Source organism: Microcoleus sp. Pol12B3 (assembly GCF_036701355.1).
Taxonomy (GTDB): Bacteria; Cyanobacteriota; Cyanobacteriia; order Cyanobacteriales; family Microcoleaceae; genus Microcoleus.
This window is the reverse complement of record NZ_JAUBQS010000050.1, coordinates 23715-46369: the sequence shown is the minus strand read 5'-3', so window position 1 is coordinate 46369 and position 22655 is coordinate 23715. Positions and strand designations below refer to the sequence as shown.

At 47.3% G+C, this 22655-nt stretch carries 13 protein-coding genes and 2 pseudogenes; 6 read left to right on the top strand and 9 right to left on the bottom strand.

Annotated features, from left to right (window positions below; all coding sequences use genetic code 11):
• Positions 1–343: 343 nt before the first annotated feature.
• The 3 genes and pseudogenes from QUA53_RS29315 to QUA53_RS21765 all read left to right on the top strand — a co-directional run.
• Positions 344–508 (top strand): annotated as a pseudogene (locus tag QUA53_RS29315) (hypothetical protein); the annotation flags it as partial.
• A 267-nt stretch (positions 509–775) separates the two neighbouring features.
• Positions 776–2000: pseudogene (locus tag QUA53_RS21770) on the top strand (ISAs1 family transposase).
• A 181-nt stretch (positions 2001–2181) separates the two neighbouring features.
• Positions 2182–3090, top strand: a complete 909-nt coding sequence (locus tag QUA53_RS21765; protein ID WP_333099336.1) for an IS4 family transposase — start codon at positions 2182–2184, stop codon at positions 3088–3090.
• A gap of 479 nt (positions 3091–3569) precedes the next feature.
• On the opposite strand, the gene QUA53_RS21760 is transcribed toward QUA53_RS21765, so the two are convergent.
• Together QUA53_RS21760 and QUA53_RS21755 are read right to left on the bottom strand one after the other, a co-directional pair.
• On the bottom strand, positions 3570–4835 hold the full coding sequence (locus tag QUA53_RS21760) for an ABC transporter permease (protein WP_333099331.1): 1266 nt from the start codon (positions 4833–4835) through the stop codon (positions 3570–3572).
• A 197-nt stretch (positions 4836–5032) separates the two neighbouring features.
• The gene (locus QUA53_RS21755) at positions 5033–6853 is read right to left on the bottom strand and encodes an efflux RND transporter periplasmic adaptor subunit (RefSeq protein WP_333099329.1); all 1821 of its coding nucleotides are present in this window, start codon (positions 6851–6853) and stop codon (positions 5033–5035) included.
• Between the two features lie 306 nt (positions 6854–7159).
• Here QUA53_RS21755 and QUA53_RS21750 point away from each other — a divergent pair, with 306 nt between their 5' ends.
• Positions 7160–7537 carry a DUF6632 domain-containing protein gene (locus QUA53_RS21750; protein WP_333036129.1) on the top strand — a complete coding sequence of 126 codons (378 nt, stop codon included), beginning with the start codon at positions 7160–7162 and terminating at the stop codon, positions 7535–7537.
• A 97-nt stretch (positions 7538–7634) separates the two neighbouring features.
• Here QUA53_RS21750 and QUA53_RS29310 read toward each other — a convergent pair whose 3' ends face one another.
• From QUA53_RS29310 to QUA53_RS21740, 3 genes are all read right to left on the bottom strand, one after another.
• The gene (locus QUA53_RS29310; RefSeq protein ID WP_445304967.1) at positions 7635–7772 is read right to left on the bottom strand and encodes a hypothetical protein; all 138 of its coding nucleotides are present in this window, start codon (positions 7770–7772) and stop codon (positions 7635–7637) included.
• Positions 7773–7872: 100 nt separating this feature from the next.
• A complete protein-coding gene (locus QUA53_RS21745) occupies positions 7873–9141 on the bottom strand; it encodes a pitrilysin family protein (protein ID WP_333099327.1) in 1269 nt (422 codons plus the stop codon).
• Between the two features lie 248 nt (positions 9142–9389).
• Complete coding sequence (locus QUA53_RS21740) at positions 9390–10655, bottom strand: pitrilysin family protein (RefSeq protein WP_333099326.1); 1266 nt, start codon at positions 10653–10655, stop codon at positions 9390–9392.
• 346 nt (positions 10656–11001) lie between these two features.
• Between QUA53_RS21740 and QUA53_RS21735 the strand changes: the two genes are divergently transcribed.
• The gene (locus QUA53_RS21735) at positions 11002–12030 is read left to right on the top strand and encodes a hemerythrin domain-containing protein (RefSeq protein ID WP_333099324.1); all 1029 of its coding nucleotides are present in this window, start codon (positions 11002–11004) and stop codon (positions 12028–12030) included.
• A 523-nt stretch (positions 12031–12553) separates the two neighbouring features.
• On the opposite strand, the gene QUA53_RS21730 is transcribed toward QUA53_RS21735, so the two are convergent.
• The 3 genes from QUA53_RS21730 to QUA53_RS21720 all read right to left on the bottom strand — a co-directional run bounded on the left by QUA53_RS21730 (position 12554) and on the right by QUA53_RS21720 (position 19021).
• Positions 12554–13414, bottom strand: a complete 861-nt coding sequence (locus QUA53_RS21730) for an SDR family oxidoreductase (RefSeq protein ID WP_333099323.1) — start codon at positions 13412–13414, stop codon at positions 12554–12556.
• A 398-nt stretch (positions 13415–13812) separates the two neighbouring features.
• The gene (locus QUA53_RS21725; protein ID WP_333099322.1) at positions 13813–16425 is read right to left on the bottom strand and encodes an SdrD B-like domain-containing protein; all 2613 of its coding nucleotides are present in this window, start codon (positions 16423–16425) and stop codon (positions 13813–13815) included.
• 658 nt (positions 16426–17083) lie between these two features.
• Entirely contained in the window at positions 17084–19021 is a 1938-nt protein-coding gene (locus QUA53_RS21720) for an SdrD B-like domain-containing protein (RefSeq protein ID WP_333099320.1), read from the bottom strand.
• Between the two features lie 266 nt (positions 19022–19287).
• Here QUA53_RS21720 and QUA53_RS21715 point away from each other — a divergent pair, with 266 nt between their 5' ends.
• A complete protein-coding gene (locus QUA53_RS21715; RefSeq protein ID WP_333099318.1) occupies positions 19288–19965 on the top strand; it encodes a peptidoglycan-binding protein in 678 nt (225 codons plus the stop codon).
• A gap of 638 nt (positions 19966–20603) precedes the next feature.
• On the opposite strand, the gene QUA53_RS21710 is transcribed toward QUA53_RS21715, so the two are convergent.
• Entirely contained in the window at positions 20604–22481 is a 1878-nt protein-coding gene (locus QUA53_RS21710) for a DUF1565 domain-containing protein (RefSeq protein WP_333099317.1), read from the bottom strand.
• Positions 22482–22655 lie beyond the last annotated feature (174 nt).

Below are 22655 nucleotides of genomic sequence, written 5' to 3'. Positions count from 1 at the left end.
GGTATTTTATTCATGAGTATAACGCCAGTTTATCTATCAATTAAAACCATTGATTTTCCTTGCTATGCAGGACTACCTAGTTAATTTGTTTTGATATTCTATGTTTGACCCTCACGATTGAGGGTCAGTAACATGATACCTCATCTTTTTGAAAAAGGCTATATATCGGTCAATGAAGTCATAACATCAGTCAATTTAGTAAAATCCTCAAATGTAATTACATTTGAGGATTTTATCATCTGAAAACCCTTGCCAAAATTAGGTAAATTGGGTTGTTTAGTGATGTATAAGTGTACTATTTCTACCGAGGAATAATTAGAAAAAGCCATCCAAAAAAGGGGCAAAATTAATATATTTATCGCCCTATTCGCCGGACTTATCCCCAATTAAAAATTTATGGGTAAAACTTAAAAATATTCTGCGTTCTATCAAGACGAGTAATTATCCTGACGGGGTGACAACCCCGTCAAAAGCATTTGCTGTAGAGCTTTTGGAGCTTTTGTGGTAAAAAAAGATGGGGTCGTGATTGTGAAAACCCCCCATCTATTAAATATGTTTCCTTCATTTTACCAAATCCACTTACAAGAACAGCTAAAAGCTACCGAATACCTGACTTTAAAGATTTTAGTATATCCAGGGTAAGCTCATCTAATTTGGTATAAATTGTACTTGACAAAAAAACGCCAATAGACTTTATACCTGTGAACCGAACTCAAACCTATAATCAAGTTTGACTCTTAACAAAGTCAATCAAGTTGAAACGGAGTTAAAGACAATGACAAATGGTTTTGCACCTAGATTGAAACTCGCTGTAAAATCTCAAGCTAAAAGAGCAGAAAAACGACAGTTAACACCTCTAAGCGAAATCCAAGCTAATTTATTGAATTATGTAGCAGAGCTCCCCGACCCCAGAGTTCAAAGAACCCAAAAACATTTATTAAAAGATATTTTAGTAATCTCTATTTTAGCCGTCATTAGCGGTGCCGAAGGTTGGGAAGACATGGAAAATTATGGCATCGCTAAACAACAATGGTTAGAGGAATTTCTCGAATTACCCAATGGTATTCCGAGTGATGATACTTTTCGACGAGTCTTTGAAAAAATCAATCCTGATGCTTTAGAACAATGTTTAGCGAAGTGGCTTCAAAGTATGCTTGGTTCGGTAGTTGGCGAGATTATCCCCATTGATGGCAAAAGTGTTAGAGGTTCTTATGACCGTAATCAAGGCGTAAAAGCTTTGCATTTGGTCACGGCTTGGGCAAGTGAACAGCGTTTAGTTTTAGGGCAAGTTAAAGTTGAGTATCATTCCAACGAGATTACGGCTATTCCGGCACTCTTAGAATTACTAGACCTGACCGGGGCGATCGTTACCATTGATGCGATGGGAACGCAAAGCGAGATTGTGAAACAAATTCGCTACAAAAAAGCTGATTATATTGTATCTCTTAAAGCCAATCATCCCACTTTACATTCTCAGGTTAAAGAATGGTTTGATACCAGAAGAGCTAATAACTTGGAAGGCCTTAACGTTAGTTATAACCAACAGATTGAAAAGGGACACCATCGCACTGAAAAACGTTATGTTTGGGCTGTTCCTTTAGAGGCTTTCGGTGGTCTTTATCAACAAGACCAGTGGTCGGGACTGCAAATCATTGTCATTATTGAAAGAATCCGCCATCTTTGGAACAAAACGACTCATGAAGTCCAATTTTATCTGACTTCTCTGCCTGCGGCTGCTCAACATCTTGGTCGTGCCATTCGTCAACATTGGACTATTGAAAACCAAGGTCATTGGACAATAGAAGTCACGTTCCATGAGGATCAATGTCGGATTCGTTCAGGTCATAGTCAAGAGTAATTTTGCCATCCTGAGACGGATGGCACTTAACGCTCTTAATCAGGAGAAAACATTGCAGCGTAGTCTTCGTCAAAAAATCAAACAGGCTTCTATGAATAATGATTATATGATGACTGTTCTCAACTCCTTTTGTCAAGCTTGATTGAGATGCTCTTACCCTGTTAGTATATCTGCTTACTTGCCACAAACAAGTAAGCCTGGAATTGCTAGCTTCTTTGATGCCTTACCCGATTCAATTTGAAAGTCGCAGGCGTAGCCTGCAACGATTTCTCAAATTGGATTGCCTCCAAGTAGAAAGTCTCTGGTTTCCTCTCATCAAATAAATATTAAAGGAAAAATTTAAAAATCATAAATCGTTAAACCTGGCTATCGATCGCACACAATGGGGCGACAAAAATGTTTTTGTAATTAGCCTGATTTGGGACAAGCGAGCTATTCCCCTATACTGGCAACTCTTGGATAAGAAGGGAAGTAGTAATATTGCCGAGCAGCAGTCTCTAATTACACCGATTTTAACGCTTTTAAAGGATTACAAAATTATCATTATAGGAGATCGAGAATTTGGCAGTGTTAAGCTTGGAAGCTGCCTGTGCGAGCAGAATGTAAAGTTTGTTCTTAGGGTAAAACAGGAGCGCTATATTCAGCAAGAATTTGCTGAGTACACCCATTTATCCGAGCTGGGAATGTTACCCGGAACTCGCCTTTTCCTCACAGGTGTTAAAGTCACTAAGCAAAAAGGATTTGGCTTGTTTAATGTGGCTGGTTATTGGCGTCGTAAATATCAGGGCAAGGGGGAGGATGAAGCTTGGTATCTTCTCACTAACTTAGAGACGCATCAGGCAGCGATTTCTGCTTTCAAAAGTCGCATGGGTATAAAAGCCATGTTCAAAGATTGTAAAACAGGTCGTTATAATTTAGAGAAGAGTTATGCTAGTAATGAACGCTTACAGAAATTAATCCTCCTCATTGCTCTTGCTTATAGTTCTGCTATCCTACAAGGTCAAAAAATCAAGCAGATGGGAATTCAAAAGTATGTCGGTCGCCTCACAGAATCTCAACGTTCCCAGCGACGACACAGTAGCTTTTGGATTGGGATATATGGTCAATCTTGGGTAGTTGGGATGGAGTTTTGTCAAGATATTATTGCAGAATTAATCAGGATTAGACGAAATAAGCTACCCTTTTTTCACCGAGGGATGAGGGCTATATCCTTGATTTTATCAGGGTTTTGACGGGGTTGTCACCCCGTCAGGTAATTATCAAGATTTAGCAAAGGTACTGTTGGTTTCGATTTAATGCCGTTACAGGGCAAAAATATTTGGAATTGGTTTACTCACTGCCGTTTTTGTACCTCATCTTTATGAGAAAGGCTATATATTATTTTTAATGGGATTTAGACATTTTCTAGCCCCTTAAAGACCTGAAAAGCTGTCTAGGTAAGGGAAAGATTTGGATGCCACGTCATAGCTGAAATCCTTGTCAGTTCTGGACTGATCCCAATTCAAGCTCAAACCCTTTGCCTGTGTTAGTTTGCAGCCTTTTTTGATGGAATTTTTGTCTGAGTCGCGTTAGCGAATTAGCGCATCTGTCGCCGACAACCAAGTCCGATCGTGCATCAAACCCGGTTTCAGACCACACGTAAGCCCAGGACTATAATTGTCACACTTGCGTGCAGGACTTTTCAATTTAACTGGGGCGATCGTCACTAAGTTCAATCATTCCGCAAGGCTGCGATCGGATCTAAGCGAGCCGCATTCCGAGCCGGCAATACTCCAGCTAACAACCCGACAGTAAAAGACAGCCCAAAACCGGCTGCGATCGACCATACAGAAACCACAAACGGAAATTTGAACGCTGTCGAAGCCCCAAAGGCGATCGCAACTCCCAACCCAATACCCGCCGTTCCCCCCACCGTGGAAACTAAAATAGATTCCGCCATAAATTGAATCAGAATTGCTGCATTAGTAGCGCCTACGGCTTTGCGAATCCCGATTTCCTTAGTACGTTCTACAACAGACACCAACATAATATTAGCAATACCGATGCCGCCAACCACCAAAGAAATTCCGGCGATCGCTCCGATCATAACCGTAAATAAACCTATCACATTGCTGAAAGTATTAACTATCTCAGCTTGATTTACAACTCGAAAATCATCCGGTTGTGGCGGATAAATATTGTGGCGCAAGCGCATGATATTTTCTACTTGAAATTGAGCATCCGCTAAATCCGCTTCGCCCGCAGTTTCCAACCAAAAACCAGAGATCGCAATCCCCGCTAAAGAATTTCTGCCCACAATCCGCGAAGACATATTTTTGAGGGGAATATACACTCGATCGTCCTGATCGGTTCCCCCTACAGACCCCTTGCTTTCCATCACTCCAATGACCTTATAGCGGTTTCCCTGAATGCGAATATCGGAGGAGAGCGCATTAGCTCCGGCTCCAAAAAGTTCGTCCCGCACCTTAGAACCGAGGACAACTACTGGCTCAGCAGCATTCAATTCATCCTCGTTAAAAAACCGTCCTTGTTGAGGTTGAATGTTCTTGACATCGGGATAATTTAAATCTGTTCCCAAAATAGCAGTAAATGAATTTTGTCCGCCATAAACGACTTGCACTTGGCGCTGCAAATAAGCCGAAATTGCCTTAACAGCAGGAGCTTGTTTGCCGATCGCCTTTGCGTCATCCCAAGTAAGGGTAGTAGCAGAACCGCTTCCCTGACTGACACCACCGGATCGCGCAGCGCCGGATAACACCAACAGCACATTTGTACCCAAAGCCTTTAACTGTTCTTCAGTTGATTTTTGTACTCCCTGTCCCACGGAAGTAATGGCAATTACCGAAGATATCCCAATAATTACGCCCAGCATAGTTAAACTGGTACGTAATTTGTTATTCCACAGCGCCTCTGTCGCCATGAAAGCGATTTGAACGTTAGAGATTTTGTTGGTGCGGGGGCGAGTCTGTAATTTCATTGGTAATGGGTAATGGGTAATGGGTAAGCCGGAAATTGAAGGAAGAAGGAATAAGCAACACGGAAGAAAGAAGAAGCAAGAGGAAAAAAACCGCTATCCGTGTAGTGCTGTTGGTAAGTGATAATTGGTAAGTAATAATTAGAAATTAGTAATTGGCAATTGGTAATTGTCAACCACTAACTAATGACTAATGACTACTAACGCAAACGAGTGCCGCCACCCGGTTGCAAACCCGGAATTCCACCCGACGATGGATTTTGGGATCTAGGCCGCGATCCGGGCGGGAAAGTAAGCAGCACTTTTTCATTTCCTTTCAAACCCGATCGCACTTCCGTCTTGTCATCCACCGTCATACCAGTCTTAATCGGCATAAAAGCAGGTTTGCCATCTTCTCCACCGGGAACAAAAACCCCCGTTTCCCTTTGTTGGCGGACAATTGCCGCAGTCGGAACTACCAAAACATTTTTAAGTTCACCGGCCTTAAATTCCACATTCACATTCATACCCGATCGCAGCATTTCTTTATCATCATTAATAATTGCCGCTTTTACCTCAAAACTTGTCACATTTTGCAGGACGATCGACTGAGGCGAAATTTGAGTGATTTTACCTGCAAAAGTCTTTCCCGCAAAAGCATCGGCTTGAATAGACGCAGCCTGGCCGATCTTAATCTGAGAAATATTAGTTTCTGCTACGTTTGCTACTAATTGATTTTTTGAAGCTAAGGACAAAATCGAAGAAGAAGTAGCCGAAGAAACCGCACTACCTGCCGTCGTGGGAGTCACAAAAGCGCCCGGATCGGCGTACTTGCGGGTGACAGTGCCGGTGAAAGGAGCCCGCAGCACAGTGTCGCCGATCAGCGCTTGAACGCTTTGCAGGCTGCCTCTAGCGGCGAGAACTTGGGCGCGGGCTTGGGCGATGTCTTCGGGGCGAGAACCTGCTTCTAGCAGCGCCAAAGCTTGCTGTTTTTGCTCGACGGCCGCCTGCGCCGCTGCGATTTCTTCGGGGCGTGCGCCCGATCGCGCCAGGGCCAAAGCTTGCCGTTTTTGCTCGACGGCGGCCTGGGCTGCTGCGATTTCTTCGGGGCGTGCGCCCGATCGCGCCAGGGTCAAAGCTTGCCGTTTTTGCTCCACAGCAGCGCGCGCCGAAGCGATTTCTTCAGGGCGAGTACCCGCTTTCAGCAAAGCTACAGCTTGTTCGGCTTGTCTGACTTGCGTTTGAGCTCGATCGCGCGCGGTGCGGGAGTTGTTGACAACTTGCAAAGCAAGGGCTCCGGCATTATAGAGTTCCTGATTTCTCTGAAAGTCTTCCTCAGCTTGGTTTTTGGCGTATTCGGCATCTTTGAGTTTGGCGATTGCTTGGGCTATGTCTTCAGGGCGATTGCCCTTAAGCAATTTTTGTAAATTTGCCTGTTGTTCAGCTAGTTGTGCCTCAGCTACGGCAATATCCTGGCTTCGATTGCCGTTGAGCAATTTTTGTAAATTCGCCTGTTGTTCAGCTAGTTGTGCCTCAGCTACGGCAATATCCTGGCTTCGATTGCCGTTGAGCAATTTTTCCAGACTTGCCTGTTGTTCTGCTAACACTGCCTTAGCCACAGCAATGTCCTGGGTTCGAGTGCCGTTGAGCAATTTTTGCAGGTTTGCTTCGGCGGCTGCGAGTTGTCCGCGAGTTTGGGTAAGTTGCCCTTGGAGGTTGGAGTCGTCCATGTAGGCGAGAATCTGCCCTTGTTCAACCTTATCTCCTTCCTTGACAAGCAAACTTTTGAGCATTCCTGAAGTTTTGGGGCTGACGTTAACGGAACGTTCGGGCACAATTGTGCCGTTTGCCGAAATTGTAATCGGCAGGTTCACCCTTTCTACAGCAACGGTTTTTTCCCTGCGTCTGGTTTCGCGGCTGGATTTGACTGTGAGTTGGCTGTAAGCTGTGTAGCCTACTCCTGCCAGCAGGGAAGCGGCGAGGAGTCCGCTAACCCACGGAGTCAGCTCTTTTTTTATCTGAAAGTGCTTTACTAAGTACATATAAATTAGACATATCGGGCGTCTGTTCAATTTAGACCGCTCCGGAACAGAAAACGTTCAATTATGATATTTTTAGTTAGGATGGATCGTTTGCCGCTCAAATCAACCGTTATGCGACAAGTCCTCTATGGGGGTGTGGCGGGAAGCCGATCTTGATAAGCACCTTCTTTGTGGTTGATTCAGAAGCGTTTAGAACGGCACCACAATCGTGGGAGGTATTATTTTGATCGAGCTCAAGATATTTACTGCGAAAATACGAATCTAGTTGGTAGAGACTATACTCGAAAATAATAGGAGGTTAGAGCAATGGATCAGCATCATCGATACTTGCGAATCGCCCTTGTTGTTGTCGGAATTGCCTTTCTGCTTGTCTATCCACTGATGAAGGTTTGGTCGTCTGGCTGGTCGTGGCAACCAGGTCAATACGAATACGAACAGATGATCGTCGGCATTTATGCGACGCTTGGTGTCTTTTTGCTGTGGGCTTCTCGAAAACCAGAAACGCATCTCAGCTTAATCTGGTTCACCGTGTGGTCGAGTGTGGTCCACGGGCTGATCATGGCGGTACACGCAGTGATTGATTCTGCGGAACGCGGACACCTCCTCGGCGATGTTCCAGCATTGATTTTGGTGGCAATTGTCCTTGGTTTCCTAGCGTCACGCGAAGTGGTGCCAAGTGAATGAACGGGCGCGGCAGAACAAATTAAATCCAGCATACAGACGAAACCCGGGGTGCTGAGTTAAAGACATCTACGGCCGCTGATTTGAGCCGTTCGATCGCTCATTGTGCATTTTCTCGATTAGTACGAATCGCTGCTAAGTCAGCAAGATGTATCTCACCCCACTCGTAAAGCGTTGCGATCGGCTCGAGGAAAATTTCACCTAATGATGTTAGTGAATATTCAACCATCGGTGGGATATTGACATATTCTGCTGGAGCTTATATCAGGTCCGGGCGCTCGCGTATAATCAGATCGAACAGATCGAACTTTTGAAAAGTTCGATCGCCCATTTCCTACTCAACAAACAGCCGCCACTCCCAACTCTGCAATCGCCGCCTCCGGGCCAACCAAAGAAATATACGGTTCTACAAAATATTTCTTAGCAGCATCCCGCGCTTGTGAAGCTGTCACCTGTGCAATTTCTTCTTGAAACTGCTGGTCAAATTTAATTCCCAATCCCAAAATTTCGTACCAACCTAAAACTTGGGCAATTTGCGAATTAGTTTGTTTTCCTAAAGCATATTGACCGAGCATTTTATTCTTGCAAGCTTGCAATTCTTCCTCGCTTAGTTCGGTGTTGGCGAGTCGATCGACTTCTGCGCGCAATCCTTCAAAAGCAGTCGCCGTATTTTCCGGCGCAGTACCCATGTACACGACAAACTGAGCCGTGTCCAAGCGCGTCGCGTAGAGCGCGGAAACGTCGTAAGCCAAGCCCCGCTTTTCCCGCAATTCCACAAACAATCGGCTCGACAAACCGTTACCCAAATAAGTATTCAGCAACTTAATCGCTGCGTAGTCGGGATTTTTGACAGAGGGTGCGAGGTAGCCCAGCATAATCACTGATTGCTGCGTATCTTGCGCCGTAACGACCGATTCAGGGGAGGGTGACAGGGGGGGGACGCTTAAAGTTGGCAGGGGTGTTAAAGGCGCTTTCCAGGATCCAAAAGTTCGATCGATCAGGGCGATCGCATCTTCGGTGGATATTCTGCCGGCTATAGAAATAACTGCATTATCGGGACGGAAATAGGTTTTGTGGAAGTCTTCGAGCTCGTTTCTGGTGAGCTTTGACATCGTAGCTTCCGTGCCCAAGGGAGAAAAAGCATAGGGATGTTCCTGGTACATCGCGTGCCGCAATTGCTCGAAGGCGATCGCAAACGGCTGTTCTTGTTGCGATCGAATTGCCGATATGGCAATGCGGCGTTCGAGTTCGACTTCAGCTTCCGGGAAAGTAGGCGATCGCGTCAATTGCGCCGCCAACTCCAAAATCTCCTCAAAATCTGCAGAAACCGTCTTCAAACTCACTAAAAAATAGTCTGTAGTAGAGTCGGCACTCAACCTCGCTCCCACCGATTCTACACGCTCGGCAATTTCCAGCGAAGACAGCCGATCGGTTCCCTTAGTCATTACCGCCGACAGCAAGTGACACAATCCTGCTTGTTCCGGCTGCACGTAGCGACTGCCGGCCCGCAGGAATATCCTAGCTGCAATAATATCTGCTGCTGGATTTTCTGCTGCTAAGACAACAATACCGTTGTCTAAAACCGTGCGCTGGATTTCATTTTTCATTGAATTCTTTGTTAACTGTTGACTGTTGACTGTTGGCTGTTGACTGTTCGCTGTTGATTGTTGACCACAGTAACAGATACATTTAACCCGGTAAATCTAGGAATCCACCTAAATCTACTTTGTATGACATATGTTTAATATGCCTAAAACGATGATGACTTAATGTAACCATCGCTCTTGCTATTTTAGCTGCAAGTCTTCTCTTACCTTTTTTCAATTAACAGTCAACCGTCAACCGTCAACCGTTATTAGATTGGTTTGAGTACCACGGCTGTATAGCGTCGGGGAGAGAGATATTGTTGAGCTAGGCGCTGGAGGTCTAAAGGCCCAAATGCTTTAATCCTGGTGGGATAGCTGAGCGCTAATTCCGCAGTGGCGATCGTATTGTAATATCCGTAAAGACCGGCGAGCTGTCCCGGCGTTTCGAGGGAGAAAGCAAAATCGTTGCACAGCAAACGCTGACAGCGGAGCAATTCTACCTCGGAAACTGGCTCAGACTGCAATTGCCAAAGTCGATCGCAAATCCGAGATTCCACCTGTTCGACATCCTTGGCTTCCAAGACTGCACTGATAGTAAATAAACTCGATTCCCGTTGCAGCGAGAAAGTGCTGTCGATCGCCTCTACCAATTGTAATTCTTCCCGCAGTTCCCTGACTAAACGCGAAGTCCGCCCGTCTGCGAGCAACACCGACAGCAAATCCAAGCCGCAAGCACTTTGCAAATGTTCAACTCCCGGGCCCGTCCAGGCCATCATCAGCCGCGCTTGTTCCAATCGGGGGAGGCCCAATTCCTGACGGCGAATTTCTATCAGTGGCGGTTCCGCCTCTGCAGTTAATTTGGGACAATCCCACCTGTCTGAAAACTGCTCGAATGCTTTCGCCGTGATCTCCCTAGCCTGTTCTTCATCAATTCCCCCGACTACCACCACAGTCATATTTTCCGGCTGATAGTGCGATCGGTGGAAACAGCGCATTTCGTGGGGAGTTCGCGACATCAGCAGCTCTTCCGTGCCGAGTACCGATCGCCTGTAGGGATGCCGCTGGTAAACTGTTTCCATCATGGCTTGGAAACCCAGCCAATCGGGATTGTCTTGAGCTTGACGGATTTCTTCGAGTACCACATCTCGCTCGCGATCGAATTCCCGATCCGGAATCGAAGCCCGCAACAGCAATTCTGCCAGCGGCTGGGCTGTTTCTGCTAAATAATCGGCTGCTGCGTTAACAAAAAAATGCGCGTAGTCGTGACTTGTAGCTGCGTTGGCGACACCGCCGCGATTTTCGATTACCTGGTCAAATTCTCCCGGCGCGATCGAATCCGTCCCTTTGAATATCATGTGTTCTAGAAAATGAGCCATTCCCGACCAAGAATCTGGCTCCAGCGTAGCGCCAGCCCTCACCCACACGTCTAGCGCGACCACCGGTGTGGCCGAAATCCGCTGGTGAATGACCGTTAACCCATTATTCAGCTTCCAGACATTGGCTGGGAACTCTAAAGCAGTGAGCAGTTGAGACAAGCTAGTTATTCTTAAACTTTAGTTAACTTCGGCTGCAACTATGGTAGCGCCTTCCAGCTATGCGATCGGGATTAATTGATACAAAAGTCCGTCTTCTGTTGGCAGTTGTCAGTTGACTGCTGGCAGTTGGCGCTTGGTAGTTGTCAGTTGGCGGTTGTTATTAAGGGTAATTTCTGCTTTTTTCAAAAACGACCTTAGCATTAATTAACTATCATTTCTTGGTTTAAAAGTCAATAGGTTGCGCGGGATATTAATGAATCAGTCGGGAGAAAGAGGATGTTATCAGAATATATCAATAAATTAAGAGATGTAAGAACACTAAAGACATTGAGAGGAGAAACGACAGATGGTAGCTACCCTAGAAGATACCAAGCGCCAAGCGATCGCCACTAAATTAGCAGACATGAAAGCGCTGCAAAACCTGTTGATCGCTAACGAGCAATTGTTCATCAATTCCTGCAACGACTCCGAACTAGCCCAGCGCTTCCGAGATATGCTCGAAGACGATCGCAAAAACTTGGGCGTATTAGAAACTACGATCGTGCAATACGGCATTCAAGCCGAGCCCAAAGAAACCAGCACAAAAATGATTGAAGAAGTTCAGAAACTCATGCAAGGTTCTGAACTCACATTGTTTGAAAAAGTCAGCCAGCACGAACTGCTCAAACACAAACAAACAATGGCCGGTTTGTTAATTCACAAAGCTGCTCAAGTAGTCGGCGCTGACATAGAAGCTGCCATTACCCCCCTCAACACAGTTAACTTTGAGAACCGCGCTCACCAAGAACAACTTAAAGGAGTTCTCGAAATTTTAGGCGTGCGCGAACTGACCGGCAAAGACCCCGACCAAGGCGTTTGGGCCCGCGTACAAGATGCAATGGCAGCCATGACTGGCATCATCGGCGGTGCAGTTACCCGCAGCAAAGATGAGATGAACATTACCGAAATCATCTCAATGGATCACCGCAAAACCGATACCCTATTTATGGAAATCGCAAGCACCGACGATCCTCAAAAACTACAAGAATTCTTCGGTCAACTTTACAAAGACCTCAGCGTTCACGCCGAAGCCGAAGAACAAGTTGTTTACCCAGCAATTCGCAGCTACTACAGCAACACTCAAGAACTGTACGACGAGCAAGCAGAAATGAAGCAAATGCTCGCCAAGATTAAGTCAATGAACCCGAGTTCTCCTGAGTTCAAAGCCCAAATCAAACAGCTCCAAACAGCGGTTCAAGATCACGTAAAAGAAGAAGAAAACGATATGTTCCCTCAAATTCGCCGCAACTTGAGCGAAGCACAAATGGAACAAATGGCTACTCAATTCAAAGCAGCCAAAAGCACTATCCAGCAAGAAATGGCTAACCTGAGCTAATTCAGCAGCGAGCTAATTGTAGCTCTAGGCGAGCTAAAAACTAGCTAAACTGCAACCTATCAATCCCGCTACCCACGTAGCGGGATTACTGTTTTGTGTAAACTCATTTGTGTCATTTGTGTAAACTCACCAATGTTCAAAAACTAATATCAAATCTGTTAGCATCGGAATTATTCATTTATCTATTCTTTTCATCAGCCTTCATCTGCGTCAATCTCTTGTCATCTGCGGCTGGATAAATTCTCTTTTTTTAACCGCAGATGAGGGCAGATTAATTGTATCAATTTCGGTTGCATCGTCCGTGATTGTTAACCCTTTGGCGAAGCTAAGTGGGCATCACTGTTGACTGGATTTTACGCCCGACGATGCTAGCAGATTGAATATAACTAAAAAAATGAATAAACCCGCCCTAGGTAACGTGGTTGTGGGGGCGGGTTTATTTATATGGTGAGTTATAGTCAGAGGTTGTGGGTGAAAGTTCCCCCACAAAATGCGGTTATTTATATATTAACTCGCGCCAAATCTACCCGTTAATAACAGATCCGCCGTTGGGATGCAAAATTTGACCAGTCATGTAAGACGAATCTTTTGAAGCTAAAAACACGTAACTGGGGGCAACTTCATCGGGTTGACCTGCGCGTCCCAAGGCAGTGTCTGCACCAAATTTCTCCACTTTTTCTTCAGGGAAAGTTGCAGGAATTAGAGGCGTCCAAATCGGACCGGGGGCGACTCCGTTGACGCGAATTCCTTTCTCAGCTAAACTTTGAGACAAAGAACGGGTAAAGGCAACAATTGCTCCTTTTGTGGAGGAGTAATCTAGTAATTGTTGATTGCCTTTGTAGGCGGTGACAGAGGTAGTGTTGATAATTGCACTTCCCTCTTTGAGGTGTTTGAGAGCGGCTTTTGTAAGATAAAACATGGAGAAAATGTTGGTGCGGAAGGTGCGCTCTAATTGTTCGGCGGTGATGTTTTCTATGCTTTCTTGGGGATGTTGTTCGGCGGCGTTGTTGACTAAGATGTCGAGATGGCCAAATTCTTTAACTGTTTGTTCTACAAGGTTTTGACACATGCTTTCATCGCCGATGTCGCCGGCGATCGCAATACAGCGGCGGCCTTGTTGTTCGATCGCCTCTTTGGTTTTTTTGGCATCATCATCTTCGTTGAGATAGCTGATGACCACGTTAGCGCCTTCTTTGGCAAAGGCGATCGCCACTGCACGCCCGATCCCACTGTCTCCGCCGGTAATTAAGGCTATTTTGTCCCGTAATTTGTCGCTACCGCGATAACCCTCCGCAAAGGATTGGGGTTGCGGGGTCATTTGGGATTCAATACCGGGTTGCTGTTCTTGATGTTGAGCCGGATTGGTTTGTTGTTGAGTTGGCATAACATATTCCTCTACGTTCTACCTCTATAAATAAAGGTTTTCTTGAGGCGGGGAATCGCTCTTTTTGCCGATCGTGCCCTACGACTAAAGACAGTAATTAAAGAGATAAATAAATCCGTCAGCCGAACCCATGATTGTGGCGGGCTGGTTTATATAAATTGTGAGTTTTCCTCAAAGATTGTCGGTAAAACCCCCCTCTAGCAGCATCGGGATATATTTGTTGTAGAGGCGGGTTTCACGAACAATATTTCCGGTAATTCAAGAAATCGATAAACCCGCCCCGCGAGCCTCTAATTAGTGTCAAAACAGAAAAAAGCACGCCAAAAAATGATTTGACGTGCAGTTTAAAGAAGCTAGTTACTAATTGCTGAGTCTCGAACTAGAAACCCAACCTAACATTAAGAGAAGGAAGGCTGAGCATTCTGAGTAGAAGAAGCGCCCAAGATCCATTTAGAATCCTTGTCATTGAGACCGTTATTTTCTAAAAACTGTAGAACCAGCGAACTCGCCTCGCGTTGCAAATCGTCCCCGTTAACAAAGGGGCTAAAACCTGCACTCTGAGGTGCGAGCAAGCTATCGGCGCTGCTAGCGTTAACGGTAGCATCCGGTGAAATGCCGCCGTCGAGCAGAGCATCGGGGATGCTAGAAGCAGTTACCACACCCGTGTCGCCAGTCACCGGATCGACGCTCTGAATAACTCTTTCTGGAGTTGTCGGTACTGTGTTAGGGCCCGGCACGTCAAAGCTAACCGGGTTGGGCCCAGTTCGGATCGGGAAATTGTTGGGAACGCCCGGAGTATCGAAGACTTCCAAAACAGAGTAGCTGGCTGGAGACAAATTATTAAACCGAGCAATCCCAGCAGCATCAGTTCTCACCAGCGGTTCTGTTGCAGCATCGTAGCGGCCGTTGCCATTCAAATCCAAAGTGAAGGGCACATCGGCAAGAGGCGGTTCGTTTCCGTCTTTTATACCGTTGCGGTTGTCATCTCGGAATTTAGGAACCAAGAGGTCGTAACGGCGGGAGTTACCGACCAAAGCGCAAGTAAAGGTTTGATTTGCACCGAGAACAACATCTACTGGTTGGGTAGTTTGGAAGTAACCAGGAGGCGTTACTTCTCGAATTTTGTAAGTGCCAGGGCGCAAATTGTTGAATGCAAAGGTACCAAACTGATTGGTAGTAGTAGTCGGTTCATTTGCTTGCAACTGACCGTCACCATTAGTATCGATAAAAATACTGACACCAGGAATAGCTGGTTCGTTTCCATCTCGATAACCGTTCAGGTTGAAGTCCTCAAACTTGCACCCGGTGATGTTGCTGCTGGGTGTGTTGGCAAAGGTAACGTTGGCGTCCTGAAGATTGAGGGTAACATCGACGCGATCTGCAGTAGAAGGCGAGAAATTCGGCGGTACAACTTCGCGGACGATATAGTTGCCCGGTGACAAGTTCGTAAAGGCGGCTCTTCCCTGGTCATTTGTCCTGAGTTGCTGTTCTCCAGTGTCGGGAGTGCCATTATTGTTGGTGTCTAGGAAGACACTGACACCGCTAATTGGCGCTTCACCCTGATTTGGTTCGTAGCGACCGTTGGCATTCAAGTCATTGTACTTGAAGACATTGATGATTGGTAGAGTGTTGCCCACACCGGCATTACTGCCAATACCCTGAGTAGCTCCAACCGGAGAAAAGGTAAGTGATGGCGAGGGGTTGGGGGCTGGTAAAGTTGTAACTGGGGCTGCAAAAATCGGCCGCTCACCAGTGGTCGCGATCGATCTTTCACCTGGTTGTTGAACGCCGTCGCGGTTGGAGTCTACGAATTTAGGGTCGTTTGGTTTCAGCGTGTAGGTTGAGTCTGCTACTAGCAGCGGTTGCTCTCTGCTGATCGTACCCTGGAATCGCGCCTGCGGCCCTGGTGCCGAAACCAGAGCGGGGTTTGCAGTGGTTGATACTGGAGCATTGAGGTTTCCTGGGACACCACCACCTACTTCAGCAGGCAGTACACTTGGAAAAATTTCCAACACTCTGTAATTGCCAGCTCGCAAATCCTTGAAGGTAACTACTCCGTTGGCATCTGTGATGGCTATCGGTTCGGAGCCTGCTCCATCCCAGCGACCGTTCCCGTTGACATCTAAAATAAACGGTACTCGGGCAATCGGGGGTTCCAATACTCCACTAACAACATTTCGCAAGCCGTTGCGGTCTATGTCTCGAAATTTGTTAACTTCAATTTGATAGAGCGGAGTATCGCCAACTTGAGCGCAGGCAAAGGTTTGACCGGCTGCTACCGTCACGTCGAGTACGGGAACGTTGCCGGGGGGTGTGCTTTGGGGAAAATCTTGTGTTTCTAAGGGTTCTGCGTTTGTAGCATTAACTTCTAGTCCGGTAACGGAACTAATTTGTCGTATGATCCGTTCTTCCCGAATCTTGTAGGTTCCGGGTGCTACGTTGAACGACCATGCACCATTTTTGTCTGTTAAGGTGCTGGGTTCCCCTGCATCGCGTTGACCGTTGCCATTGGCATCAATATAAATCCTGACATTTTTAATCCCCGGTTCATTTCCATCTCGGAAGCCGTCGGCATCTATGTCTAGGTATTTGCATCCAACGATTCGGCTGCCTTGATCGACTGGGCCGTTGCCAAACAAAACGTTGACATTTCTGTTGCCAACGGTGACAGCTAGGGGGTTGGGAGTAGTAGGGGTTAAACCAGGAGGTATTGCCGTTTCCGTAAGTACGTAGTTGCCGGGGACAAGATTTATGAATGAGAACGCGCCGTTAGCGTCCGTCGTGGTTGAGAGTTCGCCAGTACCAGCATTAAATACACCGTTGCTGCTTGTTGCTGGTTCGAGGAGAATGGGGACATCCCGCAGACCTATTTCAGTTGGCTGTCGGATGCCGTCCCGGTTCTGGTCAAAGAACTTGATGCCTAAAATTGCCGGGCCAGCATTCCCAACCACCACTGGCTGTAATTGCTGGGCAATGCGCTCTTCGTTTGAGTTATTTGAGTTATCTGCCATGATTTCTCTCCTTCACACCTAAATCCACGTAAATTACAGACTACTGTATGGGTTGTAACTTGCTGAGTAGTTTTTACTAATAGCTGACAACCGCTACTCGATTTTACATACGTCTGCACTTGAGGTAATGTTCCCATCTCACACAACAATGCCTCAAGCTTTGTCGCTGGCAAGTATATCAGGTTTTGAAGAACCCTGGCAATTTGAGGGCAACTTCTTCAGGATTTGCACGCCTTCTCTGTCCGTACATACTTGCTGTTTCGAGCTTTAAAAAGCCTAAGACTGACTTCTCCCCCCTGACATCAAGTCCGGCGGCATCGTTCTTGTTCGTCCTGGTTCACTGTCCTAGACGATCGCCTCCTCTGGGATTGCCAAGGACACAGAACCAGCATCGATCGAGCTACCGGACTTGATTATGACTTGCCCTGACTGGAAATACGCCGATGGGTTTGGGGGAATTACCTGATAGTTTCTCACTCACAGAGATGCTACTACCTCTGAGTCTTGCACCCAATATACAAGCCAGCTTCGGAGTTGCCGGAACTTAGGCTTGAGTGTTGGAGGTTGCCAACAATAGGGTATCACGCGAGCGCCCTTTCACCTCTTCGTTATTTTTATCTGCGGTTTGGGATTCCGGGCGATCGAGCTTTGTCTCACCCTACATAACCGAGAAATCTCTCGCAGCCACAGTGCTGACCCAGTTCCCGATCGCCCCCTTATTAATTAATTCCTTTGTGTTGACAACATTACCACTTTGTGAGTGAGGCTCCAGACCGACATTCTGTTGCCCAAAGTTAGGAATATTGCCTAAATTGGCCAAAGATCCATCACGCAAAAATTTAGTAATTCGATCGCTATCACGACCCTCGCTCAAAGGCAAGCTATCCGCCACCATATTACCTGCAGGTTCCAGTCCCGCATAGCTGCTGGCATTCGTCAGCGGGTCGTCCTTCAAGGATTTAGCCAACCTACCCTCAGCATCTGCCGTCACCACATCTCCCGTCACCACATCGATTTTGCTAGCCCGAATCTCTGCCGACACAACAACCACCGCAGGCGGAGTCGTTTGAATGAAACCGGGTGGCTGAACTTCGCGGACAACATAACTACCTACCGGAACATTGCGGAAACTGTAATTGCCCTGAAGGTCGCTTAAGGTACTCGCTTCGCCCGGATCTAAACTGCTGTTGTTGTTGAGGTCGATGTAAATCTGAGTGTTGGCGATCGGGGGTTCCCCGGGATCTAGGCGACCGTTGGCGTTAAAATCGTTAAATTTCACACCGCTGATCGTGCCCGTCACCAACACGTTACCAAAGCTGAGATTAGTGGCATTCGTGCCGTTGCCGACGGCGATCGGAGTCGGATTGGGCGTAGTTTGTCGAAAACCCGGCTGCGGGACTTCTCTCACCACATAGATCCCTTGGGGCAAGTTAATAAAAGAGAAATTACCTTGGGCGTTTGTTAAAGTCGAAGGTTCGTTGGGGTCTCGGCCGCCGTTGTTGTTGAGGTCAAGGTAAATCGGCCAGTTGGCAACTCTCGGCTCCGTCGGTTCGTTGATACCGTTAGCGTTGATGTCGTTGAACTTAAAGCCGCTGATGCTGCCGGTAGGAAAATTGTTGCCGAAATTGACGCCCACAACGTTGGTATTGCCGATTATGTCGATCGGGCCTGGATTTGGCGTAGTCTGTACCCATCCCGGTTGCTGGGCTTCCCTCACCAAATATCGGCCGGGAGAAACATTGGCAAAAGTGTAGTTGCCTTGCGGGTTTGTAATGGTGTTGGGTTCGCCGGGCTCAAAGCTGCCGTTGCCGTTGAGGTCCATGTAAATTGGCCAGTTGGCCAGAGGCGGGTCTGTCGCATCTCGGACGCTGTTGGCATTGAGGTCGTTGTATTTGAGACCGCTGATGCTGCCGACAAAAAAGACATTGCCAAAATTGATGTTGTTGACAGTGGCGTTGGAAGTAACGTTAACCGGGCCGGGGTCAGGCGTGGTTTGGCGAAAACCCGGTTGCTGGACTTCTCGGACCAAATATGTACCTGCGGGAATATTGACAAAAGCGTAATTGCCTTGAGGGTTGGTCAAAGTAACAGGTTCGCCGCCGTCGAGCCTGTTGTTGCGGTTGAGGTCGAGGTAAATTTGCCAGTTAGCTAGCCCTTGTTCCCCGGGATCTCGGCTGCTGTTGTTGTTGATGTCGTTGAATTTTGTGCCTGCGATCGTCCCTGCGTTAAAGTTGTTGCCAAAATTGATATTGCCAGCGTTTGTGCCGCTGGTAATCGTGATGGGTGCGGGATTTGGGGTAGTTTGGCGAAAGTTCGGCTGCTGGACTTCCCTAACTTGGTACGTTCCCGGTGGCAGGTTGGCGAAGATGTAGTTGCCTTGCGGGTTTGTAAGGGTGGAAGGTTCGTTAAATTCTGGCTGGCCGTTGTTGTTGAGGTCGAGGTAGATTTGCCAGTTGGGAATGGGGACTTCTCCGGGATCGGGGCGGCCGTTGGCGTTAAAATCGTTGTATTTGGTGCCGCTGATGCTGCCGACTTGGAAGTTCCCGATGTTGACGTTGCCGATGTCTATTTGGCTGGCGGTTCTGGATTCGGACATGGTGTTGCTGGGGCCCAATGAACGCGGTTCAATGTTTTCTGTAGGGCAATCTAGCAGTTTTTTTGCCAATTGCAGCTATTTGAGAGGGATAAATTTTTTTTAGGAAAGGCAAGGAAGGAAAAGTTGCGAGTTTTGATTTAATGTGGGAACCTGGCTTTGCCTCGGAACCAGTAAATGCCCGATGCCCAATTCCCAATGCCCAAATTCCCAATTTTTTCCAGATTTGATGTACGATCGCTACCAGTTTTGCAGAGGTCGAATTCCCAATGTCCCAAAACTTGACAGCAAGCTGGAATGAAGCCCGCGAGGTTCCAAGTTTGCTCTTCGGCTGGAGTTTGTGCGGTTTATTGGTAATGGGATCGATCGCCCCTACTCCTGCTGTCGCACAGCTACCTATCTCCGAACAGAGTAACAGCAACAGCCCGATCGCTCAAACAGGTGCGATCGTCCGCCCCACGCTCAAATTGGGCAGCCGCGGCTCGGAAGTGAGCGAACTCCAAGCTGCTCTTAAATTATTGGGCTTTTACCCTGACACTGTAGACGGGATTTTCTCACAAAGCACCGCTAGAGCTGTGTCTCAGTTCCAAGAAGCAGCAGGCCTGCCTCCCGACGCCATAGTCGGTCAAGATACTTGGAACCGGCTGTTTCCTGCGACTCCGAGCGCGATCGAAAACCCGATCGCCAACGCTCCTGTAAGTGCCGACAACTCAGAGATTAACCCCCAAGCGCAGCCAACAAATTTTCCGGTTTTAAGAAGACGAATGCGGGGGGCGGCAGTCAGAGATTTGCAAGAACGGCTGCGGGTCAAGGGATTTTTGCGGGTGAGTGCTGACGGCGTGTTTGGCCCGGAAACTCAAGCTGCTGTCAAGGCGGCTCAGCGACAATATCAACTGCCAGCAGACGGCATTGTCGGCCGCGCAACTTGGGAAGCTCTGCTGCGTTGATAGCAAGCGCAAAGTGCCGGATATGCACGTTGCGGTATCGGGCGATCGTACAAATTGTTAATAATCGCTTTTGGAAGTATTTCTGCACGTCAAAAAGTGTCAAGTTTGGTAAACAAAGTGTTTTTATGCGCGCAGTTGGTGTTAACTTAAAAACATGAGGGGCAAAACCAAGAAGCACAAAAAACTTGGATAAAAAATTTGGAATTAGAGTATTTGTCCCGATCGGCTCTAGTTCGCAGGCAACGCCTGAACCGTGTAGCTTATTAGCAAAGAAAGGTTGACATTGCGATTCGTATTGGTTAGATAGCTTGAGGCTATTGTATGAATCAAAAGTTGCGATCGCACAACAGTCAAACACAGAAGTCTGAATAGACTCCGCTGATAGCTAGCTCGTATGCAGAGTAGTTGCAAAAAAGTCCACCTTAGTTGTAGTTTGCTGAAACTCAGCAGAGCTAAAAACCCACTTGAATCAACTTAATTTACAAACTTTTTAGGGTCTGGCATCCGATATGCTAGGCCCTAAAATTTTGTTGTTGGTTATTGGTTATTGGTTATTGGTTAAGCTCCTTTAAATGCCGAACAGCTTAGCCGGAAAGGATATTCCCAATGCCCAACCCCCAATGCCCAATGCCCAATAACTATTTAATCTCCTCAATTCGAGCATTCAAACCGTTAGCGCTGAGCATTTGTAGCAATTCATCAGCTTTTTCGCGTTCCCGAAAAGCACCGGCTTGCATCACCGGTCGCCCGCTGGAAAAAGAGCGAAAAGCATCGGGAACGAGGGATTGCATTTTTTGTCGATCGCCCGGCCTGTCGGTATCCACCACAACTCGATACCGGAAACCCAAAGCTCTGGCTCTATCAAATGACGGCGAATTATCCTCGGCATCGGGCAAAGAATTCCCCCCTAAAGGTGCAGGTACATAGCCGCCCCTTCCGATAGGAATGTTGCGGCCCGGAACCGGCAATCTACCTTCGGAAGCAACCGAACTGGAACTATCAAAATTGGGAGGAATAATTGGTTGCTGTACCGAACTTTCCGAAACCGATCGATAATTCGGATCGGGCACGGGAATTGCGATTGTCCCTGGGACTACCGATGAAGCAGCGGCATTCCTCCCAGAAAGTTCTTGCTGCAACTGAGCGCTTGGCGGTGTCGGTCGATTTTGCACTGGTCGCCTGGAAACGGGCGCAGGTGGGGGAAGTGGCGCTCTTTCAACTCTGGGACTTAGCCGACCGGGAGTGTAAACAGGGAGAGAAGTGTCTGGGCCACCGATGCTGGGAGGTCGATCGGCCCTTAGCTGCAAAGCACTTCCCCCCATTGGCGGCGGCGTAAAAGTTCCCGCCACATCAACCGAACCCGTCGTCCGGCTGCTCAACAATTGATTGCCGTAAGCTGGGATTACTTGACCTTTTGCCGCATTGTTGACATCGTACTGACCGTTGTTGCGAATTACATTGCCCCCCGGTTCGGCGGCAGTTCCCAAATCCGGCAGAGAACTCGCGATCGCCACAATTCCGTCCCGGCGATTACTCTCGATATAATTGTTACGCAGCACAGGTCTAGCATTAGCTTGCACGACCACGCCATCTTTATTGCGAGTAATTTTGTTACCGATTAGCAGAGGCGAAGCGTTCTGCGCTACATTCACCCCAAATCCGGTGTTTTCAAACACATTATCTCGAACTTCCGGCTGGGAACTCCCAAAAATTGTAATGCCGTTAGCTCCATTTTTCGAGAAAACATTCCCGCCAATCGTAGGCCTGGAAGTACCCACTACCGAAATTCCGTCGTGAGTGCTGCCAGAAAAAGTATTGTTGACAACCGTCGGAGAACTCGATTCGATCCACAAAGCGTAACCCCGATAGTTGGTATTCGTCACCGTCACCCCGCTGAGTCCCGCCCCATCTGCGCCTAAAATCGCAATATTTTGACCCGCCGAAGTCGGACTGATAAAGTATCCTCCGCCTTTGATGACAATATTTTGACCGCGAGTGTTGGGATTTCCCTGAACTGTCACGCTGGGCCTGAGCATTAATGGAAATTTTTCGCCGGTTTGCTCGCTGTAAGTACCGGGCGCTAGCAAAATCGCTGTTTTGGGCGGGGCGACGCTTAAGGCGTAGGTAAGGGTTTTAAACGGAGCTCGATCGCTGCCGTTGCCTCCTGTGTCGCTGCCACCGATCGAGCTGACGTACAGTATGTTAATCTCGCTCTCGAGCGTCTGAGAAAGTAGCTGCACTCCCGGTATCCCGGCAGCGATAACTGACGGTTGATGGTTGCAAAGGGCGGTGGTGGCAAAAACGAGCAAAAGGCAAGAACTCAAACAAGATTTTTGCGATCGCTTTTCTTTGCACTCGCTATATTGAGAATTTAGGAGCATAAATAAACCCCACTGATTTGCGATCCGAGTTCCGCTTCCCGATTTCGGTGTCGGGTTTTTGCGATCGAACTTTGATTTCACCCGCCTGCTGGGGTTTTCTGCTGTTAATCTTTTGTGTTGTTCTGCTAACCTCACGGCTCTCCTCCGAAGTGTGGTATGCAGTTTAACGATTCCACTCTTATCAAGTTTGATCTATTATGCTTTGTTTTCATCAAATTCAATAAAACTTTAAAAATTATTGTCTAATTTACATCGGTTTATGCCAAAATTAAGCCGCCTGCTTTGCCACAATCTTGACGGCGTGAGAGA

What these genes read in the sequence shown, in the direction of transcription:
- QUA53_RS21755 (WP_333099329.1), bottom strand. Translation starts at nt 6,853, where the DNA reads ATGTACTTAGTAAAGCACTTTCAGATAAAAAAAGAGCTGACTCCGTGG.
- QUA53_RS21725 (WP_333099322.1), bottom strand. Translation starts at nt 16,425, where the DNA reads ATGGCAGATAACTCAAATAACTCAAACGAAGAGCGCATTGCCCAGCAA.
- QUA53_RS21715 (WP_333099318.1), top strand. Translation starts at nt 19,288, where the DNA reads ATGTCCCAAAACTTGACAGCAAGCTGGAATGAAGCCCGCGAGGTTCCA.
- QUA53_RS21745 (WP_333099327.1), bottom strand. Translation starts at nt 9,141, where the DNA reads ATGAAAAATGAAATCCAGCGCACGGTTTTAGACAACGGTATTGTTGTC.
- QUA53_RS21750 (WP_333036129.1), top strand. Translation starts at nt 7,160, where the DNA reads ATGGATCAGCATCATCGATACTTGCGAATCGCCCTTGTTGTTGTCGGA.
- QUA53_RS21730 (WP_333099323.1), bottom strand. Translation starts at nt 13,414, where the DNA reads ATGCCAACTCAACAACAAACCAATCCGGCTCAACATCAAGAACAGCAA.
- QUA53_RS21760 (WP_333099331.1), bottom strand. Translation starts at nt 4,835, where the DNA reads ATGAAATTACAGACTCGCCCCCGCACCAACAAAATCTCTAACGTTCAA.
- QUA53_RS21735 (WP_333099324.1), top strand. Translation starts at nt 11,002, where the DNA reads ATGGTAGCTACCCTAGAAGATACCAAGCGCCAAGCGATCGCCACTAAA.
- QUA53_RS21720 (WP_333099320.1), bottom strand. Translation starts at nt 19,021, where the DNA reads ATGTCCGAATCCAGAACCGCCAGCCAAATAGACATCGGCAACGTCAAC.